Raw genomic sequence first — 18236 nt, 5'->3', positions numbered from 1 at the left:
GTCAGTCTAGACGGGTCGCGTGACCTGCGGCACAGCCGGGCGCGGCCGGCCGCAGACGCGCGCGGGGAAGCCGCCGGCGTCCCGGGCGGTGCCCGGTCCGACGCGGCGGCTTCCCCGGTCGTCAGGGTCGGCGGATCAGCCGATGAGGTGCTTCAGCGCCAGCTGGTTGAGCTTGACGAAGCCGAAGTTGCGCTCGGCGGCCTGCTCGGCGTCGAAGTCCTCGTAGGCGGACCGGTCGGCCAGCAGGTCGGACACCGACTCGCCCGCGGCCAGCGTGGGCTCGCCGAGCTCGTAGATGCCGGCGGCCTGCATGGCCTCCTGGACCTCCGCGTCGGCGCGGTAGGCCTTCGCCTTCTCCGCGAGCATGGTGACCATCTCGATGTTGGCCTTCGCCGAGTCCCAGATGCCCTGCACGTGGTCGGTGCGCGAGGGCTTGTAGTCGAAGTGGTACCAGCCGTCGTAGCGCGGGCCGCCGCCGGGGAATCCGTTGACCAGCAGGTCGATGGTGAAGAAGGCCGAGGTCAGGTCGCCGTGGCCGAAGACCAGGTCCTGGTCGTACTTGATCGAGCGCTGGCCGTTGAGGTCGATGTGGAACAGCTTGCCGGCCCAGAGCGCCTGCGCGATGCCGTGGGTGAAGTTCAGCCCCGCCATCTGCTCGTGGCCGGTCTCCGGGTTCAGGCCGACGATGTCGCCGTGCTCCAGCTCGGCGATGAAGCCCAGCGCGTGGCCGATGGTCGGCAGGAAGATGTCGCCGCGGGGCTCGTTCGGCTTCGGCTCCAGACCGATGCGCAGGTCGTAGCCCTTCTCCTTGATGTAGGAGGCGACAGTGTCGATGCCCTCGGCGTAGCGCTGGTGCGCGGCGTGCAGGTCCTTCGCGCCGTCGTACTCGGAGCCCTCGCGGCCGCCCCACATCACGAAGGTCTCGGCGCCGAACTCGGCGGCGCGGTCGACGTTGCGCAGCAGCTTGCGCAGCCCGAAGCGGCGGACCGAGCGGTCGTTGGAGGTCAGCCCGCCGTCCTTGAAGACCGGGTGGCCGAAGGTGTTGGTGGTGACCATCTCGACGGTCAGCCCGACCTGCTCGGCGACGTCCTTGAACTTCGCGAAGTACGTCTCCCGCTCGGCGTCGTCGGTGCCGAAGGGGGCGACGTCGTCGTCATGGAAGGTGACGCCGTCGGCTCCGGCCTCCTTGATCCGAGGCAGGTACTCCCACGGGTCGAAGGCCGGGCGCGAGGCGGAGCCGAACTGGTCCTGGGCGGTCCAGCCGACGGTCCAGAGGCCGAACGAGAACTTGGGGGAGACGGCGTCGTGATGGGTCATGGAGGTCCTCCTTGGCAGAAGAGTGCGGGGCGAACGCATAGTGTGGAGCACAGGTGTGACTCGGCACTCATTTTGTTTCTAGATCGAACCTAAATCCTCTGGGGGATAAGATCAAGTCCGTGACCGAATCGAGACCCGGCGACGCCGACGCCCAGCAGCCCGCCGGACCCGCGTCCGGGTCCGGGCGGGGTGCCGGAGCGCGCGCCGCCGACCAGGACGCCGCCCGGACCGCTGACCAGGACGCCGGTCAGGACGCCGCGCCGGATGCCGCGCCGGATGCCGGCCAGAATGCCGCGCGGGGAGAGGCTCGCGCCGCCGGCGGGCGCGTCGTCGGTCCGGATCCGATCGCCCGGCTGGGCCGCCGTGGCGCCGGCCGGGGGCTCAACGGCGGCGGCGACGATGTCCAGCCCGGTCTGGGCGGGCGTCGCGAGCGGCCGGCGCAGCGCCGCCCGCAGCGGCCGGGCGCGCGCCAGGAGACGCTGCGCGAGTCGAACCTGCTGCTCATCACCGAGGAGATCTTCTCCGCCGCCGAGCCGCTCTCCCGCGCCGATCTGAGCACGCGCACCGGGATGACGCGCTCGACCGTCTCCCGGCTGGTCGACGATCTGCTCGCCGCCGGCATCGTGCGCGAAGGCTCGCCCATCGTCGGCGGCAGCCGCGGGCGCCCGGCGGTGCCGCTGCATCCGGCGCGCAGCACGCTGGCCGGTCTGGGCGTCGAGGTCAACGTGGACTTCATGGCCGCCCGGGTGCTCGATCTGACCGGGGCGATCCTGGCGGAGGAGGTCGTCGAGGGCGACTTCCGCGACTCCGAGCCGACCTCGGTGCTGCCGCAGCTCGGCGCGCTCGCCTCGCGGGTGGCCCGTCGTGCCGGCGACCGCGGGGCACGGGTGGTCGGCACCGTGCTGGCCATGCCCGGCCTGGTCTCGGCCGGCGAGGACCATCTGCTGCTGGCCCCGAACCTCGGGTGGCGGGACGTCGACGTGCCCGAGGCGCTCGGCGAGGTGCTGCCGCGCCCGGTCGACGACGCCGGGCTTCCGCCGGTGCTGAACCGTGAGGAGCCGGTCTACGGCGAGTTCGGCGACTTCGTGGTCACCGCCAACGAGGCCAAGCTCGCCGCGTTGGCCGTCGCCCAGGACCTGACCCGGCAGGACGAGGTCGAGCAGTCCTTCCTCTACGTCTCGGCCCAGATGGGCATCGGCGCGGCGGTGGTCATCGACGGCGTCGTCGACGCCGGCCCGCGCGGCTGGGCCGGGGAGGTCGGGCACATCGCCGTCCAGCCCGGCGGCCCGCTCTGCGGCTGCGGGGCCACCGGCTGCCTGGAGGCCTTCGCGGGCAAGCGCGCCCTGCTGAAGGAGGCCGGTCTGGACCTGCGCTCCACCGCCGAGGAGCTGGTGGCGATCACCGAGTGGGACGACGAGTCCGGCGCCCGGGCACGGGCGGCCATCGACCGGGCCGGCTGGGCGCTCGGCGTCGCGCTGGCCGGAGCGGTGAACATGCTCGACGTCGACGACATCGTCCTCGGCGGCGAGTTCGGCCCGCTGGCCGACCTGCTGCGCCCGCGGATCGAGGAGGAGCTGCGCCAGCGCGTGCTGGCCGCCCCCTGGTCCAGCTTCCGGGTGCGCGAGACCGGCACCGGTCTCGCCCCGGCGACCACGGGCGGAGCGCTGCGCGCGCTGCGGGCCGTGGTGGACTCCCCGATGCAGTGGGTGCCGGCGGAGCAGAGCCCTGCCTGAGTCCTGAGTCCTGCCCGGGCCCGGCCCGATCACAGCGAGGGGCGTTCCGGCGGCTGTCCCCGGCGGCGGAGCCGACGTCGTCTCGGCAGTCGGTGAGGCGGCGGGTCAGCCGGCCCGCAGCGCCTCGATGCTGTAGCCCACGCGGAACCACTCGCCCGGCGTCAGGCGCACCACGTCCTCGCCAGAGTTGAAGGCGTCCGGCGGGCAGGTCATCGGCTCGACGGCGACGCCGGCCCGGCCGATGGAGTCTCCGGTGAAGATCTGCGCCCAGGGCGTGTCGGCGATGAGCCGCACGGTCAGGCCCGAGGCGTCGTGGGTCAGCTCGGCGATCCAGGCCTCGGCGGGCAGATCGGTGTAGGCATGGTCGATCGTGCGGCCGTCCAGCCGCGGGCCGACGACCAGGTCCAGATCGCCGGAGACGGTCTCGCGGCCGGTGACCTCGCCGTCGGATTCGGTGCTCAGGACGGTGGACGCCGGCAGGGTCAGCCGGCACTCGTCCAGCGGGGCCTCGCCTGCGCGCAGGTAGGGGTGGAAGCCGGCGCCGAAGGGAGCTCGCACGGGGGTCTCGGCGGGCGTCTCATCCGCCTGCGCGGCGCCCTCGGCCTCCGTGTCCGCGGCCTCTGCGCCCTCGTCCGTCTCTGCGCCCTCGTCCGTCTCGGCGGCCTCGGCGGTCTCGGCAGACTCCTCCGACGCCGGGGCCTCGTCGGCCTCGGCGGCTTCGGCGGCTTCGGCGGCGGCATCGGTCTCGGCAGACTCCTCGCCGGAGTCCGCACTGGGGTCCTCGGCAGGGGCGTCGAGGGTCTCGGCCGTCTCCTCGGCCGCGGCCGCGTCGGCCGTCGCGGGCTCGACCGCGTCCTCGTCGGCCTCCTGCTCCTCCTGGTCCGCAGCGTCGGTCTCGGTGACCGGCTGGCGCGCCATCAGCGTGATCCCCAGGCCGGCCTCCGGCAGCAGGCGGGCGCGGAGCACCAGATCCAGAGTCCACGGGTACCCCTCTGTGGCCTCCAGCCGGGCGGTCAGCTCGAGGATGTCCTCGGTCTGCTGGGCCACGGTGAAGTCCAGCTCGGTGATCAGCCCGTGCAGCGCCGCGCCGGTGGAGTCCTCAGTGGCCGCCAGCTCGTGGGCGGAGCCGTCGACGGTGTAGGAGGCGCCGGCTATGCGATTGGGCCAGGGCGCGAGCACGCAGCCGGCGTACCCGCCCTCGGTCCGGTCGGCCGGCACCACCAGGTCCTCCTGCCCGTGTGAGAGCGCCAGCAGGCGTGCTCCCCGCGGGGAGATCTCGGCGGCGTACTCGCCGGCGATGAGCGTGACGCTGTCCTGTGGCTGGTGCATGCCTTCCTCCAGTGCTCCATGACGCCGCCGGTCGGCGTCGTGTCCCGGCAGGTGCCGCCGGGTTCTCGGCGATGGACGGGCCGCCGTCGTCGCTGGCCGGCCCATTGCTGTTCACCGGACATTCTGCCCGGACTGGAAGCATCCGGCATAATGGGCTGATCCCCTTCGCGGGTCGGCCACCCCGACCCGGCGAGGAACAGGACACGACCAGTGCAGGCGACGCTCATGAATACATCCTCGGACACTTCTCCCTCGGACTTCGCAGTCCCCGCCGCCGGACTCGGCGGCACCTTCGTCCATCAGCAGGGCAAGCTGATGGTCTGCCTCGACGTGGACGGCACCCTCGTCGACCACGACGGGCATATGTCCGAGGCTGTGAAGCAGTCCGCCCGCGCCGTCGTCGGCGACGGCCACGCAGTGGTGGTCGCCACCGGACGCTCGCTGCCGGCCACGCTGCCGATCATCGAGGCGCTCGGCGTCACCCACGGGTACGCCGTGTGCAGCAACGGCGGGGTGACGGTGCGGATCGACGTCGACCTGCCCGACGGCCACGAGGTGATCGACCGGCGCGTCTTCGACCCCGCTCCCGCCCTGGACGCGCTGGCCGAGCGGCTGCCCTATGCGAAGTACGCGATCGAGACCGACGACGGCGGCTTCCTCTCCACCCAGCGCTTCCAGGACATGTCCTTCGGCCTGCAGGCCCGTGGGACGAGCTTCCGCGAGATGCGCCGTGCCAGCGCCGTCCGCCTGGTGGTCAACTCCGACGACTCCACCTCCGACGAGTTCGCCGCCGCCGTGGAGGGCATCGGGCTGCACGGGGTGACCTACTCGGTGGGCTGGTCGGCCTGGCTGGACGTCGCCGCCGCCGGCGTCACGAAGGCCTCCTCGCTGGAGGCGCTGCGCGATCAGCTCGCCGTGCCGGAACGGATGACTGTGGCCTGCGGCGACGGCCGCAACGACCTGGAGATGCTGCGCTGGGCCGCCCGCGGCGTGGCCATGGGCCAGGCGCCGGTGGAGGTCAAGGAAGCCTCCGACGAGGTCACCGGCACCGTCTGGGAGGACGGGCTGGTCGAAGTGCTGACCAGCGTGCTCACGGTGGACTGAGCCGCGGCGCGCCGGTTCCCTGCGTTGCCTCTGGACTTTGGGCCTTAACCCCCGCCGTCGCGGAGGGGGTTAAGGCCCAAAGTCCAGAGGCAACGTCGTCCGAGTCCAGGTTCAGCGCGTCTCGGCCCGCTCCATCGCCTCGCCGAGCGCGTCGAGCGCGGCGACGCCGACCAGATCGCCGGCCAGCAGCGGCAGGGTCTCGACGGCGGCGCCGTCGGCCCGTCGCTCCAGCTCGGCCAGCTGCGCCTGCTCCTGCGCGCGGCGGCCGGCCAGGAACTCGCCGGCCTCGGCCGGGGCCAGCCGGTTGGCCACGAAGCCGCCGACGGCGACGCCGGCCTCGTCCAGCTGGTCGCGCAGCGCGGCCGACTCCAGCACCGGCAGCCGCTCGGCGGTCAGCACGATCACGAAGCTGCACCGCGTCGCCTCGGTGATCACTGCGCGCATGGCCGCGAAGCGGTCGCGACGCCGGGTGATCGCCCGGCGGATGCGGCGGTCGCGGCCTTCGGAGGAGACGCTCTCCGGGTCGTCGTCGGCGTCCAGGGCGCGCACCGCCGCGCCGAAGCGCTCGGCGCGCGTGCGCCGGTCCAGCAGCCCCTCGGTCCAGGCGGTCATGATCTCCGGCAGCGCCATCAGCCGTACGGTGTGGCCCGAGGGTGCGGTGTCGACGACGACCAGATCGTGACTGGTCTGCCCCTCGTCCAGCAGCACGGCCAGCCGCTCGAGCATCGCCGACTCATGGGTGCCCGGCGAGCGGGCGGCCAGGTCCAGGTGCTTGTCCACCTCCGAGTGCAGATGCTCGGGCATCATGGTCCGCAGCGTCTCTCCCACCTCGTCCAGATGCGCCGCGGCGGTCGCGTCCGGGTCGATCTCCACCGCATCGAGGCGGCCGGCGCGCGCGGAACCGGTCGGTCCGCCGACGTCGCCGGCGTCCTCGCCCGCCCAGACCGTCGTGGCGGCATCGCCGAGCTGCTGCTCCCAGAGATGGCCCAGGTTGTGCGCCGGGTCGGTGGAGATCAGCAGCACTCGGGCGCCCTCGCGGGCGCGGCGCAGCGCGACGGCCGAGGCCACCGAGGTCTTGCCGACGCCGCCCTTGCCGCCGAGGAACAGCACGCGGCGGGATCGGGCGAGGTCGAGCAGCATGGACGGTCCTTCCGCAGGTGGGGTCGCGGGCGGGTGGTCGGCGAGTCAGCGGGATGGCGAGGAGCCGCCCGCACCGATCGCGATGCTCAGCAGCAGCGCAGGTTCTCCTCGAACGGGGATCGCTCCATGCCCATGCGCAGATGCCAGTCGTGGAAGCGATCCAGCATCTCCGGCAGCAGCTCCAGCGTGGTGCCGGCGGCCGGATTCGGCACGCCGAGCGCCTCGGAGACCACCAGCATCATGAACAGGTCCTCCTCGTCGCGCTGCGCGCGGGCGAAGGTCCGGCGGTACGGGGCCACGTAGACCTCGCGCAGGCCGTCGGAGACGGCGGCGACGGCCCGGCGCAGCCCGGCCAGGCCGCGCCGCGCCGTCGCACCGGCTCCGCTCGAGGGTCTCGAGTCCACCGCCGCTCAGCGCTCCAGGGGCAGCTTCTCGTCGTCGGTCAGAGCGACCTCGTCCTCGGGCTCCTTCTCCGCCCGGCGCGCGGCGCCCATGGCGATCAGCGACTCCACCAGCACCCAGAGCGCGGCGATGATGATCACCACGTCGAGCACCAGCAGCAACCACTCGCCGGCGGCGTAGAAGTCGACCAGCTGCACGAAGGCCGCGGCGATGCTCACCGCCAGCACGAAGAGCATCGGGATCAGCACCGGCAGGAACGGACGGCCCTTGCGGATGAGCATCACCACGATGATGCCCATCGTCAGTGCGGCCAGCAGCTGGTTGGTGGTGCCGAACAGCGGCCAGATCAGCAGTCCGCCGGAGCCGTCGGCGCCCTGCGAGAAGGTCAGTGCGAGGCTGACGACCAGCACGACGACGGTGGCCGCGCCCAGACCCAGCTTCACCCCGGCCAGCTGGCCGATCTCCTGGACGACGAAGCGCATCAGCCGCACGCCGGTGTCCATCGTCGTCGCGGCGAAGAGCACCGCCATCGTCGCCAGGATCGTCGCCGCCAGCCCTTCGGGCAGTCCGAGGCCCGCGTTGACGATGCTCGCCCCGCCCTCGACGAAGACCGGCACCCCGCCGGAGCTGAAGGAGTCGTAGACCTGCTCCCACTGGGAGATGGTCTGGTAGCCGGCGGTGGTGGCCACGATGGCGCCCAGCGCCAGCAGGCCCTCGCCGACCGCGCCGAAGTAGCCGACGAAGCGCGAGTCGGTCTCGCGGTCGAGCTGCTTGGAGGTCGTGCCGGTGGCCACAGTGCCGTGGAAGCCGGAGATGGCCCCGCAGGCGATGGTCACGAAGAGCAGCGGCACCAGCGCCGGCGCGTCCTCGGGGACGTTCTGGTTGTAGGCCGGGGCGACGACGGTCGGGGTGGCGATCAGCACGGCGCCGTAGATGATCGCCAGGCCGATGAACAGCTGGATGCCGTTGATGAAGTCGCGAGGCTGCAGCAGCACCCAGACCGGCAGCAGCGAGGCGACGCCGGCGTAGAGGAACAGCAGGATGATCCACACGCCCTCCGGGGCGAGGCCGAAGGTCGACTCCGGCAGCGAGACCGGGAACCGGTCGCCCAGCAGGATCAGTCCGTAGAGCGCGGCGACGCCGACGGCGGTGACCGCCAGCAGGTTCCAGCGCAGCCGGTAGATCGCCTGGCCGACCAGCAGCGCGACGACGAGCGCGCCCCAGGTGGGGATGACCGCGCCCGGCTGGGCGACGAGGAGTCCGGAGATCACCACGGCGAAGGCCGCGACGACCATCAGCAGCAGCAGGAAGACCACGACGAGGAAGAGGTTGCGTCCGCGGCCGCCGATGTAGCGGCCGGAGAGGGTGCCGATCGACTGGCCGCGGTTGCGCACCGAGGCCCAGAGGGCGCCGAAGTCGTGCATGCCGGCGATGAAGACGGTGCCGATGGTGACCCAGAGGAAGGCCGGCAGCCAGCCCCAGATCACCGCCACCGCCGGGCCGACGATCGGTGCCGCGCCGGCCACTGAGGTGAAGTGGTGGCCCCAGAGCACGTAGCGGTTGGTGGGCACATGGTCGACGCCGTCGCGCAGCGCATGCGCCGGGGTCTTGAACTCGGCGTTGACCCGGTAGATCTTCTGCGCGAGGAACTTCGAGTAGAGCAGGTAGCCGGCGAGCATCATGGCGATGCCGATGACCGCCAGCACCAGGGCGTTCGGGCCGTCCATGGGTCTGCCTCCTGAGGTGCTCGGGCTCGCGCGGGCCGCAGGACGGCGGCTCCACGCCGAGCCGGTGGTGCGTGGGTGCGCCGCGGGCGTGCCGGCGCACCTCTCGCGGACGTCGAGACGCCCGCCCGTGATCGCTGTCATACTATCGCTGATGAGGGTCGGCGACATCGAGGTCGTCCTCCGGCGCGCGGCGACCCGGACGCGGACCGGTGACGAGGAACCCGGGCGGCGGTGCGGCAGGATAGGTTCATGGACCGCTTCGCCATCCGCCCCGAGGACCCCGACCAGCCGCTCGAGGAGATCTGGCCGCCCTTCGGGCTGCGCCTGGAGACCCCGCGGCTGGCGCTGCGCGTGGTCCGCGAGACCGACTTCCCCGCCTGGGTCGCCGCCGTGACCTCCGGGGTGGTCCGCGGCGAGCGGAACCCCTTCGCCCACGCGTGGAACGAGAACTCGCCGGAGGAGCTGGTGCGCGGCTCGCTGCCGTGGCTCTGGTCGACCCGTGCATCGGTCGGCCCGGACTCGTGGACGCTGCTGTTCGGCGTCTTCCTCAAGCCGGTCGAGCGGCACGGGGTGATCCGGACGGGCGGCGACGACGGCGACGACGACCGGACAGACGACGACGGCGCGGCGGCGCCGGTGGTGCGCGCCGGCGAGCGGCTCATCGGGATGCAGGACTGTGCCGCCGCCGAGTGGCCGGCGCTGGCCACGGTCAGCTCCGGCAGCTGGCTGGCGGCCGATCACCAGGGCGTCGGCTATGGCCGGGAGATGCGCGCCGGCATGCTGCTCTGGGCCGTCGACCATTTCGGGGCCTCCTTCGCCGAGTCGGGCGCCTACTCCTGGAACGAGCCCTCGCGGCGCGTCTCGCTGGGGCTCGGCTACCAGGAGGTCGGGCGGCGCCGCGTCTCCGACGCCCAGGGGCGCTGTGCCGAGTGGGAGGACCAGTTCCGGCTCGCCGCCGAGGACTTCCGCCGTCCCGACTGGACCGTCGGAGTGCAGGGATCGGAGCGGCTGCGGGCGTTCTTCTCCGCCGCCGCCTGAGGGCGTCGGCGCGGCGTGGCAGGATCGGGGCATGGAGACTCTCGTCGAACCGGAGGGGGATCCGCGCTCCGGCGTCTCGTCCGGCGCCCGCCCCGCGGAGCCGGTGCGCCTCACCGGCGACGCCGTGCGCCGCGCCGTCGTCGCCGCCCAGCGGATCCCGACGCCGCGGCCATCCGGCGCCGGATTCGGCGTCGGGTCCGGCGCTGCTCTCGGCGCCGACGCGGAGACCGCCGGCGAGACCGCCGGCGACGCGGCGCAGGTGCTGCGCACTGTCGGGCTGCTGCAGCTGGACCCGCTGATGCGGGTGAGCACCGCCCAGCGGCTGACCTCGCTGACCCGGCTGCCGCGCGGCCACCGGGCCGACGCCGTCGACGCCGAGCTCTGGCCGCGCGGCGCACCGGCCTCCTTCGAGACCTTCACCAAAGTCGCCTGCCTCTTCCCGCTGGAGGACTGGCCGCTGCTGCGCGTCCATCGCGAGCGGCACCTGCGGCGACGTCGCGAGCAGGTCGAGCAGCCGCTGGCCGAGCGGATCCGCCGCGTGGTCGAGGCCGCCGGGTCCGGGGTGCCCATCGGGACGATCGAGACCGAGGCTGGGGCGGGGGAGCGGACCACCGGCTGGAACTGGACGCGGGTGAAGGTCGCCGCCGAGCAGATGGTGCGCAGCGGCGAGCTGGTCATCACCGCCCGCGACGGCACCACCCGGCTCTTCGACCTGCCCGAGCGCGGCCTGCCCGAGCATGTCCTCGCGGCGGCGGACCTCGACGACGACGCGCTGCTGGCCGGCCTCGCCCGCCGCGCCGCGGCGAGCCTGGCGGTCATGACCCAGGCGGACTTCGCCCATCACTACCATCTGCGCCCGCAGGAGGCCGCCGACGGCCTCGCCGCCGCGGGGCTGGCGCCGGTGGAGGTCGCCGGCTGGCGCGAGCTCGGCTGGTGCGTCCCGGAGCTGCTGGCCGAGGGCGGGCTGCTGGATCCGGCGGCGCCGGCGGCCGGCGACGGCGCGGCCGGTGACGACGTCGACGTCGGCGCTCGTCGGCGCTTCGGCGCGCCGTCGCACGCCCGACTCGTCGGCCCCTTCGACCCGCTGCTGCGCGACCGCGGCCGGGCCCGGCGCATCTTCGACTTCGAGTACCGCTTCGAGGCCTATGTGCCGCCGGCTCAGCGGCTCTACGGCCACTACGTGATGGCGGTGCTCTCCGGCGACCGGCTCATCGGCCGCGTGGACCTCCGCCGGGTCGGCGAGACGCTGCGCGTCGAGCAGATCTTCGGTGAGCGCGGGGTGCCGCGGCGGGTGCTGCGTCCGCGGGTGCGCGGCGCCGGGCGCACGCTGGCCCGGCAGCTCGGCGTCGAGCTGGTGCTGCCCGAGGGGTGAGCGGCGACGGCGGAGCGGGCGGGGAGGCTGGAGCCAGACGAAGCCCGCCGCCGCCACCCCGACCTCCGTGGACGAGCCCTACGGCGACCGCCCGACCCGTGCCCGCGAGGCCTCTCCTCGCCGACGCGCGGCACGAGTGCGGTCAGAGCTCGAGTGTGAAGAGCTCCACCGTCGTGTCGTAGTAGCGGTCGGTGGTCCCGCGATGGGTCATGCCGATCCGCTCGGCCACCCGATGCGAGGCGCGGTTCTCCGGATGGGCGACGGCGAGCAGCTGCTCCAGGCCGCGGTCGCGGGCGTGCTCGATGAGCGCTTCGGCGGCCTCGGCGGCGTAGCCGCGGCCCTGGGCCTCGGGGTGCAGATGCCAGCCGATCTCGATCTCCTGCTCCGTTCCCGAGTCCGCGCCGGCGGAGAGGGGGATGGGCTTGAGCAGCATGATGCCGCGCGGCCCGCCGTCGACGGCGCAGCTCGCCAGCCAGACGCCGGTCGCCTCGCCGGCGAAGGAGCGGTACCGCTCGATCCGGGCCAGCGCCTGCTCGCGCGTCCTCTCGGTCCGTCCGTCGCCGAGGAAGCGGACGACCTCCGGCCGGGCGTACAGGGCGGCGATGAAGTCGACGTCCTCGGCCGTCGGCGCGCGCAGCCGCAGTCGGTCGGTCTCCAGGGCGGGGAGCTGATCGGGGTCCATGTCCGGAGGATAGCCGGGGCGCCTCCCGGCGCGGGAGGGGCGGGGCGCCGGGCGCCCGCTGCCGTCGTCGCACGCGTTCTGTGTACGCTGGCACCGAGCAATCCACGTTCATGCCAAGGAGGCCCCTGTGTCGCTGACCCGCGATGTGACCATCGAGATCCCCGCCGGTTCTCGGGTGAAGTACGAGATCGACCACGAGACCCACCGGCTGCGGCTGGACCGGGTGCTCTACACCCCGATGCAGTACCCCACCCACTACGGCTACTTCGACGAGACCCTCGGCGAGGACGGCGACCCGCTGGACGCGCTGGTCTACCTGCCCGGCGTGGACCTGATCCCCGGCGTCGTGGTCGAGGCCCGCCCGATCGCGGTGCTGAACATGACCGACGACGGCGGCGGCGACGCCAAGCTGGTCTGCGTGCCGGACGACAAGCGCTTCGACGCCTTCCAGGAGCTCGAGGACCTCGACGAATGGGTCCGCGGCGAGATCGAGCACTTCTTCACCCGCTACAAGGACCTCGAGCCCGGCAAATGGGTCAAGATCGAGGGCTGGCAGGGCCGCGAGGAGGCCGAGGCGGAGCTGCAGCGCTCCATCGACCGCTACAGCGAGTGATCCTGCGCTGAGCTGAAGGCCCCGCGCCGCATCGAGTGGCCGCCGGTGACGACGAATCCTCGCCCGATCCCCGCGATCGGCGCCGGATCATCGTCACCGGCGGCCACTCGTTCGTCGGGCCCCGCCCACCCCGCTTCCAGCCGACTGTGATGGGATGGGCCCATGGAGCACACCGCCGCTGACGCCGACGCCGCCCCCGCGTTCTCGCCGGAGGAGGCCTCGGACCTGCTCATCAACTGGGACGTGGTCGCTCGGACCGCCGCGCTGGCCCCGGCCGGCCCCCGGCTCTCCTCGCGGGAGATCGCCGAGGAGGTCTCCGCGCTGCGCGAGGCCGCCTCCGCCTCGGTGGCCCATGTCCACCGGCTCACCGGCCTCGACGTCGCCGCCGGCCTCGGCGAGCGGCCGGAGGAGACCCTCGTCGTCGACCGCGCCACCTGGGCGGCGGGCAACGCCCGCTCCTTCCGCACGATGCTCGGCCCGGCGATGCAGGCCGCGCTGGAGAGCCGTCCGGAGCTCGGCCGCGAGGGCAGCAACGCCCAGGTCTTCGGCTCGGCGATCACCGGCTCCGAGCTCGGCGGCATGCTGGCCTTCCTCTCGGCCAACGTCCTCGGCCAGTTCGACCCCTTCGACACCAGCGCCCCGGCCGGCCGCGGCCACCTGATGCTGGTCGCCCCGACCATCGCCCAGGTCCGTCGGGAGCTCAACGTCGTCCCCGAGGACTTCCGCCTCTGGATCTGCCTGCACGAGCAGACCCACCGGGTGCAGTTCGCCGCCGCCCCCTGGCTGGTCGACCACCTGATGGAGCAGATCACCGTGCTCTCGCGCAGCACGCTGGGCGGCGCCGGCGACCTCGGCGAGCGGCTGCGCGAGATGATCGGCCGGATGAAGGAGGCCGTGGGCGCGAGCGCGGAGAGCACCGACGACGTCGGCGAGCCCGGCTCCGGCACCGGTTCCGGCACCGACGTCGACGGCGAGCCGGCGTCGGCGCCGCCGCGGAACCGGCTCATCGAGGCGGTCGCCTCCGCCGAGGGCCGGGAGGCCTTCTCCCGGGCCACGGCGACGATGAGCCTGCTGGAGGGCCACGCGAACCACATCATGGACGCCGTCGACTCCTCGATCGTGCCCAGCGTGAAGACCATCCGCCGCCGCTTCGAGCGCCGCGGCCGCAACCGCGGGATGCTCGACCGGGCGATCCGCCGGCTGCTGCAGCTGGACGTGAAGGCCCGGCAGTATCGGGACGGCCAGCGCTTCGTCGACCATGTGGTCGGCGCCGTCGGCATGGAGCAGTTCAACCGCGTCTGGGAGTCCGTCGAGCACCTGCCCAGCGAGACCGAGCTGCACGATCCCGACCGATGGATCGCCCGGATGGAGCTGCCGCGTGCCTAGCCTGCCGCAGCCGGTCTCCGCCGCACGGCGGGCCGTCGGCGCAGTGCTCGACCCCGAAGGGCTGACCCTGGTGGGCTGCTCGGGCGGGCCGGACTCGCTGGCGCTGGCGGCCGCGGCGGCGCATCACCATCGGCGCGGAGACGCGCGGGTCGGCGCCGTCGTCGTCGACCACGGACTGCATCCGGACAGCGCGCGGATCGCCGCGACCGCCGCCGAGCAGCTGCGCGGCCTGGAGCTGGACCCGGTGCTGGTGCGCACCGTCGCCGTCGACGACGCCGGCCGCGGGCCGGAGGCCGAGGCGCGCACGGCCCGCTACGCGGCCTTCGCCGAGGTCCTCGCCGAGACCGGGGCGAGTCGTCTGCTGCTCGGCCACACCCGCGACGACCAGGCCGAGCAGGTGCTGCTCGGGCTCGCCCGCGGCTCCGGCACCCGCGCTCTGGCGGGGATCCCGGCCGCTCGGGGCCCCTACCGCCGTCCGCTGCTGGAGCTCACCCGCGCCGACGTCGAGACGATCTGCGCCCACGCCGACCTGCGGCCCTGGCACGATCCGTCCAACGAGGACCCGCGCCTGCTGCGCTCGCGGGTGCGCACCGAGATCCTGCCCTTCCTGGCCGAGCGTCTCTCCGGATCGATCCGCGAGTCGCTGGCGCGCACGGCGGCCATCGCCGCCGAGGACGCCGCCCACCTGGAGTCCGAGGCGCGCGAGACCTTCGCCCGGCTGCTCGAGGACCCCGACGACGCCGGCCGGCTGCGGCTGGACATGGCCGCGCTCGACGCCGAGCCCCCGGCGATCCGGCGCCGGGTGCTGGCCCTGGCCGTCGTCGCCGTCGGCGGGGAGAATCCCTCGGCCGAGCGGATCGCCGCAGTGGAGGGTCTGCTGGCCCGCAGCGGCTCGGCCGGACCTGTGCAGCTGGCCGGCGGCGTCGTCGCCCGCCGCGGCACGCACGATTCGCACGAGTATGGAAAACTTGTGCTCGTCCCCCGGGACCCCGCTCCGGAGCCCTGAGGGTCGGCCCGCGGGCGGCCGGCACCCAGCCCGCATGAACCTACTGCCGCACCGGCGGAATCCCCGCCGTCTCCCAGACCGAGGAGCGCATCAGCACTCATGCATGCCCAGGATGTCACCGAAGATCTGACCGAGGTCCTCTACACCAAGGAGGAGATCGACGCGCGGCTGCAGGACATGGCCGCGCAGATCGATCGGGACTACGAAGGCGAGGACGTCCTGCTGGTCGGCGTGCTGAAGGGCGCGTGCATGGTCATGGCCGACCTGTCCCGCGCGCTGACCAGCCACGTGACCATGGACTGGATGGCCGTCTCCTCCTACGGCTCGGGCACCAAGTCCTCCGGCGTCGTCCGCATCCTGAAGGACCTCGACGCCGACCTGATGGGCCGCCACGTGCTCATCGCCGAGGACATCATCGACTCGGGGCTGACGCTGTCCTGGCTGAAGGCCAACCTGGAGTCCCGCGGCCCGGCCTCGGTGGAGATCTGCACGCTGCTGCGCAAGCCCGACGCGGTGAAGGTGGACATCGACGTGAAGTACGTCGGCATGGACATCCCGAACAAGTTCGTCGTCGGCTACGGCCTCGACTTCGCCGAGAAGTACCGCAACCTCGACTGCATCGGCATCCTCGCCCCGCACATCTACCAGTGAGCTGAGGCCGGCCGGGGCCGGGGTGGGCGTCCGACGCCGAGCCCCGAGGCTCCGGCCGAGTCGGCCTCCCGCGATCCCCGAGTCTTCGCAGGATCACCGTGGTGCAACACCGTGATTCTGCGAAGACTCGGGGATCTTCTGCGCCTTCAGGGGCGGGGCGACGGCGCCGGCTCGTCCTCGCCGATCGCCTCCGCCTCCGAGCGCGCCGACGTCGAGCCCTCCGACGTCGAGCCCTCCGGCGTCGAGCCCTCGCCGTCGACCTCCTGCGCGGCCGGGTCGTCGGCGGCCAGCGCCTCGCCGCGGGCGACCATGCCGGCCGTGTCCGACAGCGGGATCTGCTTGAGGATCAGCGCCAGCACGAACGCCAGGACCAGGAACGGGACCAGGTACCAGAACACTGGGGCCAGCGAGTCCGCGTAGGCGCCGACGATGCCGTCGCGCAGCGCCTGCGGCAGCTGGTCCATCGTCTGCGGGTCCAGGGTGGCCGAGGCCTCGGCGGCCGCCTCGGGGGAGGCGCCGGCGGAGCTGAAGACGTCCTCGAGGTTCTCCGAGAGCCGGTTGGTGAACATCGCGCCGAAGACCGCCACGCCCAGGGCCGCGCCGGCCTCGCGGAAGTAGTTGTTGGTGCTCGTCGCGGTGCCGACCTGTGCGGCGGGCACCGAGTTCTGCACCACGAGCACCACCACCTGCATGATCAGTCCCAGCCCGGCGCCGAGCAGCAGCAGGAAGCCGCAGATCAGCCACACCGGCGTCTGGGCCGAGAGCGTGGTGAACAGGACCATCGCCGCGATCGTCAGCACGGTGCCGGCGATCGGGAAGCGTTTATAGGTCCCGGTCTTGGTGATCCGCAGTCCCGACCAGATCGAGGTGGTCATCATCCCGGCCATCATCGGCAGCATCAGCAGCCCCGACTCGGCGGCCGAGGTGCCCGAGGCCATCTGCAGGAAGGTCGGCATGAACGCCAGGGCGGAGAACATCCCCAGCCCCAGGGTGAAGCCGATGGCGGTGGCGTTGAGGAAGATCGGGCTGCGGAAGAGGCCCAGCGGGATGATCGGGTCCTCGACCCGGGCCTCGGTGAGCACGAAGGCGGCGGCCGTCACGAGCAGCCCCGCGCCCCAGGCCCAGGTCTCCGGAGCGTCCCAGCCGTGGTCGGTGTTGCCGCCGAACTCGGAGAAGAAGATCAGGCAGGTCGTCGCCGCGGAGAGCAGCACGACGCCGAGCACGTCGATCCGCCGCTCGGCCTTCTTGCTCGGCAGCGTCAGCGCGAACCAGGCGATCGCGAAGGCCGCGACGCCGATCGGGATGTTGATGTAGAACGCCCACTGCCAGGTCATGTGGTCGACGAAGAAGCCGCCCAACAGCGGGCCGGCGACGGCGGAGAGGCCGAAGATGCCGCCGATGGGGCCCATGTACTTGCCGCGCTCGCTGGCCGGGACGATGTCGGCGATGATCGCCTGCGAGAGGATCATCAGTCCGCCGCCGCCCAGGCCCTGCATGGCGCGGAAGAAGACGAAGACCCAGAAGCCGTCGGCGACGGCGCAGCCGATCGACGCCAGCGTGAACAGCCCGATGGCGATGAGGAAGAGGTTCCGCCGGCCCAGCACGTCGCCGAACTTGCCGTAGACGGGCATGACGATCGTCGTCGCCAGCAGATAGGCGGTGGTGATCCAGGCCTGGTGCTCGACGCCGCCGAGCTCGCCGACGATCGTCGGCATCGCGGTGGAGACGATGGTCTGGTCGAGGCTGGCCAGCAGCATGCCGGAGACCAGCGCGGAGAAGATGATCCAGATGCGGCGCTGGGTCAGCACCAGCGGCTGGCCGTCGCGGCCGGGGCGCGGCCGGCGGGGCGCGCGCTCAGCAGTGGTCGTGGTCAAGGCGGGTCCTTCGGGGAAGCAGGAGTGAGGAGCGGGAAGGAGGGGCGGGGCGAGCGGAAGCCGGAGGGCTGCCGCGGCGGGTCAGCCGAACAGCCGGCGCGCGTGCTCGAAGCGTGCGGCGAGCAGCTGCCGCAGCCGCGCGCGGGACGGAGCCTCAGCCGGTCCGCCCAGTCCGCTCGGAGCGCCGGCGGCGCCGGCTGAGTCGACCGGGTCGGCCGGGTCGGCGTCGGCCGGTCGGAGCGGCTCCTCGGCGAGCTCGCGCATCGTCGACATCACCAGATGCCCGACCAGTCCGGCGGCGGTGGCGGCGAAGGCGTCCTCGGCGTCGAGCCCCTCGCGCTCGGCGATGAGCGCGGCCAGCTGCCGGTGGCGGTCGGCATGGAGCCGGTCCATCCGCCGCAGCAGCGCCGGCTCGCCGTGCATGAGCTCGATCAGCTCCTCGCCGTCGGTGGGCACATGCTCCATGGCGTCGAACGTCGCCAGCACGAGGTCCCGCAGGGCTCCGGGGAGGTCCTGCCGGTCGGCGGTGTCCAGGAACGCCTCTCGGTGCTCGGCGAGCAGGTCCTCGTCGCGCACTCCGAGCACCGCGTCCTCCTTGGTCTGGAAGTAGTTGAAGACAGTGCGGCGGGAGACGCCGACGGCGTCGGCGATCTCCTCGACGGTGAAGCCGGACAGGGTCCGTTCGGCGGTGAGCCGGCGCGCCTCGGCCGTCAGCGCGGCGTAGGTGGCCTCGCGTCGGCGGGCGCGGAGTCCGCCGCCGGAGTCCTCGTTGCGTGCACCATCGTTCATAGAGTGCAGTTTTGCACTATCAGCGGAAGGGTGCAATCGATGAGCGGGGTGAGCTTCGCCTCCCGAGGGCTCC

At 72.9% G+C, this 18236-nt stretch carries 16 protein-coding genes; 8 read left to right on the top strand and 8 right to left on the bottom strand.

Features of this window, described 5'->3' with window-relative positions; genetic code table 11:
* Positions 1-135: 135 nt before the first annotated feature.
* Positions 136-1317 carry a xylose isomerase gene (xylA, locus tag ABD652_RS03555; protein ID WP_344718249.1) on the bottom strand — a complete coding sequence of 394 codons (1182 nt, stop codon included), beginning with the start codon at positions 1315-1317 and terminating at the stop codon, positions 136-138.
* Between the two features lie 119 nt (positions 1318-1436).
* Between xylA and ABD652_RS03550 the strand changes: the two genes are divergently transcribed.
* A complete protein-coding gene (locus ABD652_RS03550; protein WP_344718247.1) occupies positions 1437-3050 on the top strand; it encodes an ROK family transcriptional regulator in 1614 nt (537 codons plus the stop codon).
* Positions 3051-3155: 105 nt separating this feature from the next.
* Here the strand turns inward: ABD652_RS03550 and ABD652_RS03545 are convergent, their stop codons facing one another.
* Entirely contained in the window at positions 3156-4379 is a 1224-nt protein-coding gene (locus ABD652_RS03545) for an aldose epimerase family protein (protein WP_344718245.1), read from the bottom strand.
* A 225-nt stretch (positions 4380-4604) separates the two neighbouring features.
* Between ABD652_RS03545 and ABD652_RS03540 the strand changes: the two genes are divergently transcribed.
* Positions 4605-5483 (top strand): HAD family hydrolase, encoded by an 879-nt coding sequence (locus ABD652_RS03540; RefSeq protein WP_344718243.1) that lies wholly within the window; start codon positions 4605-4607, stop codon positions 5481-5483.
* Between the two features lie 111 nt (positions 5484-5594).
* Here the strand turns inward: ABD652_RS03540 and ABD652_RS03535 are convergent, their stop codons facing one another.
* The 3 genes from ABD652_RS03535 to ABD652_RS03525 form a co-directional block, all read right to left on the bottom strand.
* Positions 5595-6623 carry an ArsA family ATPase gene (locus ABD652_RS03535; protein WP_344718241.1) on the bottom strand — a complete coding sequence of 343 codons (1029 nt, stop codon included), beginning with the start codon at positions 6621-6623 and terminating at the stop codon, positions 5595-5597.
* Between the two features lie 86 nt (positions 6624-6709).
* Positions 6710-7027, bottom strand: coding sequence for a cory-CC-star protein (locus ABD652_RS03530; protein WP_425574538.1), 318 nt, complete (start codon positions 7025-7027; stop codon positions 6710-6712).
* Positions 7028-7033: 6 nt separating this feature from the next.
* Positions 7034-8752 (bottom strand): carbon starvation CstA family protein, encoded by a 1719-nt coding sequence (locus ABD652_RS03525; RefSeq protein ID WP_344718238.1) that lies wholly within the window; start codon positions 8750-8752, stop codon positions 7034-7036.
* 249 nt (positions 8753-9001) lie between these two features.
* Between ABD652_RS03525 and ABD652_RS03520 the strand changes: the two genes are divergently transcribed.
* The gene (locus ABD652_RS03520; protein ID WP_344718236.1) at positions 9002-9790 is read left to right on the top strand and encodes a GNAT family N-acetyltransferase; all 789 of its coding nucleotides are present in this window, start codon (positions 9002-9004) and stop codon (positions 9788-9790) included.
* A 31-nt stretch (positions 9791-9821) separates the two neighbouring features.
* Positions 9822-11162: a DNA glycosylase AlkZ-like family protein gene (locus ABD652_RS03515; RefSeq protein ID WP_344718234.1), complete on the top strand. Its 1341-nt coding sequence runs from the start codon at positions 9822-9824 to the stop codon at positions 11160-11162.
* Between the two features lie 142 nt (positions 11163-11304).
* Here ABD652_RS03515 and ABD652_RS03510 read toward each other — a convergent pair whose 3' ends face one another.
* Entirely contained in the window at positions 11305-11844 is a 540-nt protein-coding gene (locus ABD652_RS03510) for a GNAT family N-acetyltransferase (protein WP_344718232.1), read from the bottom strand.
* A gap of 133 nt (positions 11845-11977) precedes the next feature.
* Between ABD652_RS03510 and ABD652_RS03505 the strand changes: the two genes are divergently transcribed.
* The 4 genes from ABD652_RS03505 (at position 11978) to hpt (ending at position 15500) form a co-directional block, all read left to right on the top strand.
* Positions 11978-12457, top strand: a complete 480-nt coding sequence (locus ABD652_RS03505) for an inorganic diphosphatase (protein ID WP_344719033.1) — start codon at positions 11978-11980, stop codon at positions 12455-12457.
* A 162-nt stretch (positions 12458-12619) separates the two neighbouring features.
* Positions 12620-13843 carry a zinc-dependent metalloprotease gene (locus ABD652_RS03500; RefSeq protein ID WP_344718230.1) on the top strand — a complete coding sequence of 408 codons (1224 nt, stop codon included), beginning with the start codon at positions 12620-12622 and terminating at the stop codon, positions 13841-13843.
* On the top strand, positions 13836-14849 hold the full coding sequence (gene tilS, locus ABD652_RS03495) for a tRNA lysidine(34) synthetase TilS (RefSeq protein WP_344718228.1): 1014 nt from the start codon (positions 13836-13838) through the stop codon (positions 14847-14849). The genes ABD652_RS03500 and tilS overlap by 8 nt, the downstream gene beginning before the upstream one ends.
* A gap of 99 nt (positions 14850-14948) precedes the next feature.
* Positions 14949-15500, top strand: a complete 552-nt coding sequence (gene hpt / locus ABD652_RS03490) for a hypoxanthine phosphoribosyltransferase (protein ID WP_344718226.1) — start codon at positions 14949-14951, stop codon at positions 15498-15500.
* Positions 15501-15646: 146 nt separating this feature from the next.
* Here the strand turns inward: hpt and ABD652_RS03485 are convergent, their stop codons facing one another.
* On the bottom strand, positions 15647-17374 hold the full coding sequence (locus ABD652_RS03485) for an MDR family MFS transporter (RefSeq protein ID WP_344718224.1): 1728 nt from the start codon (positions 17372-17374) through the stop codon (positions 15647-15649).
* 81 nt (positions 17375-17455) lie between these two features.
* Positions 17456-18163, bottom strand: coding sequence for a TetR/AcrR family transcriptional regulator (locus ABD652_RS03480; RefSeq protein WP_344718222.1), 708 nt, complete (start codon positions 18161-18163; stop codon positions 17456-17458).
* Positions 18164-18236: the final 73 nt, after the last annotated feature.

Origin of the sequence: Nesterenkonia halobia (genome assembly GCF_039536005.1) — a bacterium.
Classification (GTDB): domain Bacteria; phylum Actinomycetota; class Actinomycetes; order Actinomycetales; family Micrococcaceae; genus Nesterenkonia; species Nesterenkonia halobia.
Note: the sequence above shows the minus strand (reverse complement) of the source record. Positions and strands in the feature narration are given on the sequence as shown.

Excerpts from the sequence above, each read along its gene's own strand:
- xylA (WP_344718249.1), bottom strand. The coding sequence starts at position 1,317 with ATGACCCATCACGACGCCGTCTCCCCCAAGTTCTCGTTCGGCCTCTGG.
- ABD652_RS03545 (WP_344718245.1), bottom strand. The coding sequence starts at position 4,379 with ATGCACCAGCCACAGGACAGCGTCACGCTCATCGCCGGCGAGTACGCC.
- ABD652_RS03540 (WP_344718243.1), top strand. The coding sequence starts at position 4,605 with ATGAATACATCCTCGGACACTTCTCCCTCGGACTTCGCAGTCCCCGCC.
- ABD652_RS03535 (WP_344718241.1), bottom strand. The coding sequence starts at position 6,623 with ATGCTGCTCGACCTCGCCCGATCCCGCCGCGTGCTGTTCCTCGGCGGC.
- ABD652_RS03525 (WP_344718238.1), bottom strand. The coding sequence starts at position 8,752 with ATGGACGGCCCGAACGCCCTGGTGCTGGCGGTCATCGGCATCGCCATG.
- ABD652_RS03520 (WP_344718236.1), top strand. The coding sequence starts at position 9,002 with ATGGACCGCTTCGCCATCCGCCCCGAGGACCCCGACCAGCCGCTCGAG.
- ABD652_RS03515 (WP_344718234.1), top strand. The coding sequence starts at position 9,822 with ATGGAGACTCTCGTCGAACCGGAGGGGGATCCGCGCTCCGGCGTCTCG.
- ABD652_RS03510 (WP_344718232.1), bottom strand. The coding sequence starts at position 11,844 with ATGGACCCCGATCAGCTCCCCGCCCTGGAGACCGACCGACTGCGGCTG.
- ABD652_RS03500 (WP_344718230.1), top strand. The coding sequence starts at position 12,620 with ATGGAGCACACCGCCGCTGACGCCGACGCCGCCCCCGCGTTCTCGCCG.
- hpt (WP_344718226.1), top strand. The coding sequence starts at position 14,949 with ATGCATGCCCAGGATGTCACCGAAGATCTGACCGAGGTCCTCTACACC.
- ABD652_RS03480 (WP_344718222.1), bottom strand. The coding sequence starts at position 18,163 with ATGAACGATGGTGCACGCAACGAGGACTCCGGCGGCGGACTCCGCGCC.